We start from the raw sequence: 7,388 nt of genomic DNA on the forward strand, positions 1-7,388 counted from the left end.
AAAAATTATTGAATAATGAGGGTCACGTAAACCAAGAAGTTGTATACTTCAACACTTAGTCTAAAACAGGAAACTTACCCCATGTCGAACTCGTTTGTTTTGGTTATTAACTCTGGCAGCTCATCACTGAAGTTTGCGGTGATTGATTCAAATACGGGGGATGCCGTACTGAGTGGTCTAGGTGAATGCTTTGGGCTTGATGATGCCCGTATGAGCTGGAAGTTTAACGGAGAAAAAGCCAATTGTGCGATTCAAGGTGAAGCGAATCACCACCTGTTGGCGGTTGCAAAACTGGTTGAGCTTGTGAAAAGCTACGGCTTGATTGATGACGTCGTTGCAATTGGACACCGCGTAGTACATGGTGGCGAGAAGTTTACTAAGACCGTTAAGTTAGACGAAAGAATTGTCAACGAAGTTGAAGCGCTTAGTGATTTAGCACCGCTACACAATAAAGCACACGCGATTGGTATGCGCGCGGCAATGCTAGCGTTTCCTGAGTTACCGCAGTTTGCTGTTTTTGATACCGCTTTCCACCAAACCATGCCAGCAAAAGCCTACACAGGTGCGATTGCAAAAGAGCTGTACACTGAGTTTGGTATTCGCCGCTATGGTTTCCACGGAACTAGCCACTATTTTGTGAGCCGTGAAGCGGCAAAAATGATCAACAAGCCAGTTGAAGAAAGCAGCTTTATTTCTGTTCACCTTGGTAATGGTGCGTCAGTGTGCGCAATTAAAGATGGCCAGAGTGTCGATACCAGTATGGGTTTTACACCGCTTTCCGGTTTGATGATGGGCACTCGCTGTGGTGACCTTGACCCAGGCATCATTGAATTTCTATTGAAGAAGGGGTGGACACAAGAACAAGTGTTTAATTCATTGAACAAAGCCTCTGGTTTCTTGGGTGTTTCTGGTTTAACCAGCGATGCACGTGGCATTCTCGAAGCCATGGAGCAAGGTCATGAAGGCGCTACATTGGCCTTCCAAGTCTTCACCTACCGTGTGGCGAAATACATCGCGTCATACCTTGCAGCGCTTGATTCGCTCGACGGTATTATTTTCACCGGTGGCATTGGCGAAAATGCATTGCCTATTCGTCGTGAGATTCTACGCAACCTGAAAATTCTTGGTTTTGTGGAAGATGAGCAAGGCAACGAGCAAGCTCGATTCGGTAATGCTGGCATTATCGCAAAATCAGACATGCTAAATGCAGTAGCGCTTGTGGTACCAACTAACGAAGAATTCGTGATCGCTCAACAGTCGGTTGAGTTGCTATAATTACATTTAAAATCAAATGGATAAAAGCGAGCTTAGTGCTCGCTTTTTTTGTACTCATATGTTGGATAGACCATCGCTAAGGATGTGCATGGCGACACACACATGGCTTACTAAATTGCCTTATACAATTCATTTTTGTGCCCTTAAATCAACAAGGTTCGTGTTGACTTGTTTATGCCCCGAAACAAGCTAACGCAATTACTCTAAAGATCGGCTTTGAACGACAAGCAGACACTAGTAGATAGTAAACTCACAGGGTATGCTACCTTGCAAAGTCTTGCTGATAAATGATACCTACAGGTAAATATGCGAAATTTTCTTGTCTTATTAATTACGATTCTTGCTTGTAAGTCATTCACAGCTACAAATAAGGAACCTAGGGGTATAAAATGGCACGTAGAATGCTAATTTGATGTAGGTTATCATCACCTGGACACCTCCGCTTTAATTGTTTTTTGGCGAATTTATTGTGTGCTTAAATATTCAGTTAATGTTTGGTTATAGATAAATACTTAGGTACAACCAATTATGCTTGACGCTTTCCTAGAGCAGTTACAAAAAAATGACTTTACTCGACACGAAGTAGAACAGCTAAAGCAATCTGCAAAGCTTTGTTCTTTGCCTAGTCGGCATATTTTTTACCATCAAGGGGAAGTTGCAAAAGAGATTTTCTTTCTATTAGAAGGAATATGTCACGCTGTTTATTTTACTGACAAGGGCAAAGAGTTTAGCAAACAGTTTTATTGGGAAAATGACTGGATCATTGGTTTTGAAAGCCTAGTTAACCAAACGCCATCACCATACCAACTTGAATCACTTACCCCTTGCTCGATTATGTCTCTCCCTATCGAAACATTAAGAACATGGCGTAAGAATAAATATAGTATTTATCTCAAGCTATTGGAAATACAACTGATGTATAAAGAAAACAAAGAACGTTTTATGTTGCTTTATACTCCAGAAGAACGCTATCAACAGTTCTGTAACAGTTATCCTAACTTGTTAGAGCGCCTCACCGATTATCAAATTGCAGCTTATCTTGGCATTACACCGATCAGCCTGAGTCGTATCAAAAAACGCAATCCAACTTAACAATTGTTAATGTCTAGACTTATTCACCTTGCTACATTTCGGATATCAATATGTGTAAGGCTGAATTAAAATGATTACTTGGCAACTCCATCCGTTTCCCCAATTAACAACAATGCAACTATATCAACTGCTAAAACTCAGAGTTGACGTGTTTGTTGTCGAGCAAGAATGTCCCTATCCTGAGTTGGATGGTAAAGATCACCAAGAAGGTGTTTACCACTTACTGGGTTATCAAGGTGGCAAGTTAATAGCCTGCGCACGCTTAATGTCAAAGGGGGTTAGTTATCCATCCGTCAGTATTGGTCGTGTTGCTATTTCAAAAAATTCTCGTGGAGGGGGCATAGGGCATCAACTGGTACAAGAGGCTCTATGTGCATGTGACAAGTTGTGGCCCAGAGAGTCAATCGAAATTGGCGCTCAAGAACACCTATCAGAATTCTACCAAAACCATGGATTTATGCCGACTTCTGTAATGTATTTGGAGGATGACATCCCACATATCGATATGAAGTTGGAAAAATAACAGTGTCTTTTCCTGTGGTAAACCTCGCGATTATCTTTCTCATATTAGGTAATCTTGCTGCTTCACTATCTGATGTCGCAGTTAAGTTACTTAATGGGGAGGTATCAGCCTTTCAGTACATTTTTATACGGCAATTATTTTCTACTTTAGTTATTTATCCTTTATGGTTAAAGCAGTCCAAGCAAAAGCGAAAACTGTATAGCGCTAAACTCAATCTATTTAGGGCACATCTAATTATAATAGGCAGTGGTTGCATGGTAATTGCAATCACTCACTTAACTTTAGCTACGGCTAATGCGATTTTTCATGCTGCGCCACTAATGATGCTTCCATTATCGATTTTACTTCTCCAAGAGAAACTAACGATTAAGAGCAGTGTATTATCTCTTATAGGGTTTTCAGGAGTGATTGTGGTTTTAAGACCATCAGAATTTGAATTGGTGGTAGTCTTCGCCCTTGTTACTACATTTACAATTGCCTTGTTCAACCTTACCGCGAAAAAATTACCAACGGAGCAAACTGTTGTTAGCACGCTTTTTTGGACATCATTACTTTCACTACCGATCTCTGGCTGCCTAGCTATATTCCATTGGGTGCCTCTTTCGACCACGAATCTGCTGTTCATTTTGGCAAGTGCAACTTTGGTTCTTACTTACAATGGATTAGCTGTTGCTTCGTATCAACGAGCACCTGCTAATTCTATTGCCCTAGCAGAGAACTCAGGACTGGTATTTGTCACCTTATTTGGTGTTACTTTATTCAATGAAGTGCCAGACTTTTTTACCATATTAGGGATATTGATGATCATACTACCTTTATTACCTTGGAAAATGTTGTTACAAGTAAATCGGTTGAATCAACCGTCCGAATAAACCCAAAAGGCATAGGCGAAAGTGAATTAGAAAATATATTGATGACATCTACCATGAATATAAACCCAACCAATGAAGAGCTGGTAATTGCTCGTGAATGTGTAGAGCGTATTTGACCGTAAGTCTTGCAGCCAATAAAAAGCCCGAGCGTTTAAACTCGGTTTTTTTATTGGCTACGGTTTATTGAATTTGAAGTTATCGACTAAGCATGCTCAAACATCAGGAAAAGATAAACCACAAACAGAACCAAATGCGTTGCGCCATGTAATACATTGGTTCGGCCACTACTGAATGTTACCTTGCACACCATTAAGGTGGTGACAAGTAATACCAAATCAGCAGAGGATAGCCCAAGACGCACCTCTTGATCCATCATCGCGCCGATGAATAAAACGGCTGGCACAGTAAGCGCGATAGTCGCTAGCACAGAACCGAAATAGAGGTTCATTGCCCTTTGCAGTTGATTATTGAATGCTGCTTTAAGCGCACCAACGGCTTCAGGTGCCAGCACAATACACGCAACAATAAAACCACCTAACGCCGCAGGGGCTTCCATAATATGCACCCCATAGTTGATAGGGATTGCTAACGTTTTCGCCAGCATGATTACTACCAAAAGGTAGGCGAATAGCATGAATGTATGGTAGATATTGCTCTGGAGTGGGCCATGATGATCTTCATCATTTTCATGATCATTGCCAACGAAAAAATGGCTGTGACTACGGGTCTGAATTAATAGAAAGACGCCGTAGAGCAACACCGATATGATAATTAGCATCCAAGACATAGCGCTCGACAAGCTACCCTCGCTTCCGCCCTCAGTGAAGTTAGGCAAAACGAGACATAGCAAGGCTAGCGGGATGATGGCGACCAAATAAGATTTAACGCCCTCTAAATTAAAACTTTGCGTATGGTAACGCCAGCCACCCAGTAGCAAAGTAAAGCCAACAAGGCCGTTGGTGACTAGCATTACGACGGCGAACATAGTATCACGAGCCATCGTGGGGTTTGGCTCGCCAGTGAGCATTACAGAGGAGATCATCACCACTTCAAGTGAAATTACAGAGAGGGTGAGAATCAAGGTTCCAAATGGCTCACCAAGTTTCACGGCCAGAGCATCTGAATGGCGAACAACGGAGAATATTGCCCATGTCACAATAGCAAATAGCCCAGTAGAAATGAGGATATAGATCCAAAATGGGGTCGTATCTGATAGTAAATCAGCCCCTAATGTTTTGAAAAAAAGCAGAGTTAACAGACCAAAAAGCAGGGCAATTTCCTGCCGGAAAAACATTTTCATAGGCAATAGCCTTTTCTGGAATGGTTATGATAGTGTGTTCCTCTTGGAAATACACATTTTTCTTGTTCATCACTCGATGGTTCTTTTTCGTTTCTTCACACCCGCAGGCCTAGTAAATCAAGGGTTATGTTGGCGATGAAGTTTGACATTGATGCGCTTTAGCTATCAATATCACCGTACTATTGGCTTTGAACTCAGTAAAGATGCCGTCCTTTTCAACGGACGTAGCTGCTTAATCTTGATCGATTGTTTCTTCGCCCATTGAATATGACAAATCTCCATTGCCAAACCAAACGCCATCGCAAAATAGACGTAGCCTTTATTGATGTGCAGCTCAACACCTTCCGCGATTAACAAACCGCCCAGCATCATTAAAAACAGTAATGCCAGCGTTTTAAAACCCGGATAACGGGTGACTAAGGCGTTAATGCGCGCTGCGGTTAATATCATGATCACCGCAGACGCTAAAATGGCCGCGACCATGATAGGAATGTCGTTAGTTAGACCCACCTCAGTGATTACCGAATCCATGGAAAATACCGCGTCAACCGCGACAATTTGCAGTAATACGACCGCAAGGCCAGTACTCACTGTCGTTGTATGTGAATGCTCATCAGGCATTAGCCAGTTCCACAACTCTTTTGCTGCTTTGAATAACAGAAAAGCACCGCCGAAGATGAGGATAAAATCTCGTCCAGATAATTCGTTGCTAAACCAAACGACTATCGGTGCAGTTAACGACATCAGCCAACTGATAGAAAAAACCAAACCAATCCGGGCGGTAACTGCTAACAAAATGCCTAAGTTACGCGCAAGCGGCCGCTGCTGAATGGGGAGCCGTTCACATAAGACGGAAATGAACACTACATTATCAACGCCAAGAACCACTTCTAAAGCAAGCAGTGTGGCAAATATCGCCCAAGTTTCGGGTAGTAGGAAGAGTTCTAACATGTGGCCTCCTTAAGTAAGGGGGCACGGTGAAGGTGGGAATCAGTAAATATTGGTCGCCTGAAGGGGTCGTCCATTGTCAATAAAAGCCTCTGTTGCTAGGGAAGCGACAGTAAATCATTGACTGAACCACAAGACAAGAGGGCGATTTGTAACAAAATACATATTCATCTTATCGAACAACGCCCTGCGAGCTATTTGTTCGCTCGCAGGCTAATTGTATCTTCAAAATGATGAATCTTATTTAAATCTCGCTTTGCGATAGAATCGTAGTTTGTCGTGTTGATGAGGTGGCGCATAGTTGAACACTGCTCTCCGGGGTAACCAGGCAGAGCCTTAGCGGCTGAGCTACATGCCAGTTGTGCCGCTTGTTCGAGTCGTTCTGGGAGCGTACTCGCATTGACTGGCACCCAATTCATTTGCTCCCCAAGCCAGCTAGCCCAAGCAAACTCAACAAAATAAACCTGTTCATGCTTGCTGTAATAACCGGCATCTTGTAGTTCACCAGCCAAAGAGCGGTAGGGGTAGTCGGGTAGCTTACTTATGTGTGCAGGTAATTGATCGGGAGTTAGCGGGGCTCCTTTTTCATCGCGCAGCCATGTCCAGTGGTTGCCTTGCATGTCTTGCCAAAAGCTCTCCTTGTTGTCGAGGTGAGCAAGGATGTGGACGGTCACCTCGACAACACCTTGCTGCCAAAGCGCCTTAGTTAGATGATGTCGGTCAACCAACCAATACTGGCCATCAGCATCTACGATTACCGGAATCTTTTTCTTTTTCATATACTTTTTAAGTTGTGCTGGGCTTTTTGTCGCCAGTTTGGCTTGTGTTTTATCAACTTGTTGTTGACCAACCCCGGCCTGAGTGGGGTGTGGCTGATTAATATCCAGGCTGCACCAGTCCCCGATGCCACTGTCTGTCCCGCAAGGAGCGAGTGCCCATGCTCCCTGACTGATGATTGCGGCGGCAAGCAATATCCATCCTTTGCTCAACATACTATTCCTTTTGAATGATGACGGTACCAATGCAATCAAATGCATTGTTGAGTATTCAATATGTAAAAGTGAAAGTTTAGCCTTCACCGACCCTCTGCCTTGCATTGTAGGAGTTTGAAGCCTAACGGTACAGAAAACATCGATAAGGTGTTGGAGAATTTATCAGTCGGTATATAGTTTGATAAAAATCATGGGGTTACAGTGAGGGCGTAAAGTTATAACTTTGAATGAATGCATTAACGTTTACCATTTGGAGTGTGTTTCAGAGTGGAGTGATTAGCGAGCCGTCAACACACTTTTGCCCCATTTTGTGCTGGGGCTGGAATATTTCCGCATTTTGCCCAATTAGTTTTCCCTTACAAATACGGCTCTTCTCCGCTTAGGTG

Annotated in this window: 7 protein-coding genes; 4 read left to right on the top strand and 3 right to left on the bottom strand. The window is 42.9% G+C overall.

The window, feature by feature from the left end; translation table 11 throughout:
• Positions 1-81: 81 nt before the first annotated feature.
• The 4 genes from PL85_RS17435 (at position 82) to PL85_RS17450 (ending at position 3,762) form a co-directional block, all read left to right on the top strand.
• Positions 82-1,275 carry an acetate/propionate family kinase gene (locus tag PL85_RS17435; protein ID WP_115340049.1) on the top strand — a complete coding sequence of 398 codons (1,194 nt, stop codon included), beginning with the start codon at positions 82-84 and terminating at the stop codon, positions 1,273-1,275.
• 528 nt (positions 1,276-1,803) lie between these two features.
• The gene (locus PL85_RS17440) at positions 1,804-2,367 is read left to right on the top strand and encodes a Crp/Fnr family transcriptional regulator (protein ID WP_094151699.1); all 564 of its coding nucleotides are present in this window, start codon (positions 1,804-1,806) and stop codon (positions 2,365-2,367) included.
• Positions 2,368-2,437: 70 nt separating this feature from the next.
• Positions 2,438-2,890, top strand: coding sequence for a GNAT family N-acetyltransferase (locus tag PL85_RS17445; protein ID WP_094151701.1), 453 nt, complete (start codon positions 2,438-2,440; stop codon positions 2,888-2,890).
• A gap of 2 nt (positions 2,891-2,892) precedes the next feature.
• Positions 2,893-3,762: a DMT family transporter gene (locus PL85_RS17450; protein WP_115340050.1), complete on the top strand. Its 870-nt coding sequence runs from the start codon at positions 2,893-2,895 to the stop codon at positions 3,760-3,762.
• Between the two features lie 202 nt (positions 3,763-3,964).
• On the opposite strand, the gene PL85_RS17455 is transcribed toward PL85_RS17450, so the two are convergent.
• The 3 genes from PL85_RS17455 to PL85_RS17465 all read right to left on the bottom strand — a co-directional run bounded on the left by PL85_RS17455 (position 3,965) and on the right by PL85_RS17465 (position 7,002).
• Positions 3,965-5,062 carry a calcium:cation antiporter gene (locus PL85_RS17455; RefSeq protein WP_115340051.1) on the bottom strand — a complete coding sequence of 366 codons (1,098 nt, stop codon included), beginning with the start codon at positions 5,060-5,062 and terminating at the stop codon, positions 3,965-3,967.
• Positions 5,063-5,233: 171 nt separating this feature from the next.
• Entirely contained in the window at positions 5,234-6,013 is a 780-nt protein-coding gene (locus tag PL85_RS17460) for a TerC family protein (protein WP_115340052.1), read from the bottom strand.
• Positions 6,014-6,204: 191 nt separating this feature from the next.
• Positions 6,205-7,002, bottom strand: coding sequence for a ParB-like protein (locus tag PL85_RS17465; protein WP_234826584.1), 798 nt, complete (start codon positions 7,000-7,002; stop codon positions 6,205-6,207).
• Positions 7,003-7,388: the final 386 nt, after the last annotated feature.

The organism is Vibrio anguillarum (assembly GCF_001989995.2).
Taxonomy (GTDB): domain Bacteria; phylum Pseudomonadota; class Gammaproteobacteria; order Enterobacterales; family Vibrionaceae; genus Vibrio; species Vibrio anguillarum.

What these genes read in the sequence shown, in the direction of transcription:
- PL85_RS17435 (WP_115340049.1), top strand. Translation starts at nt 82, where the DNA reads ATGTCGAACTCGTTTGTTTTGGTTATTAACTCTGGCAGCTCATCACTG.
- PL85_RS17440 (WP_094151699.1), top strand. Translation starts at nt 1,804, where the DNA reads ATGCTTGACGCTTTCCTAGAGCAGTTACAAAAAAATGACTTTACTCGA.
- PL85_RS17445 (WP_094151701.1), top strand. Translation starts at nt 2,438, where the DNA reads ATGATTACTTGGCAACTCCATCCGTTTCCCCAATTAACAACAATGCAA.
- PL85_RS17455 (WP_115340051.1), bottom strand. Translation starts at nt 5,062, where the DNA reads ATGAAAATGTTTTTCCGGCAGGAAATTGCCCTGCTTTTTGGTCTGTTA.
- PL85_RS17460 (WP_115340052.1), bottom strand. Translation starts at nt 6,013, where the DNA reads ATGTTAGAACTCTTCCTACTACCCGAAACTTGGGCGATATTTGCCACA.
- PL85_RS17465 (WP_234826584.1), bottom strand. Translation starts at nt 7,002, where the DNA reads ATGTTGAGCAAAGGATGGATATTGCTTGCCGCCGCAATCATCAGTCAG.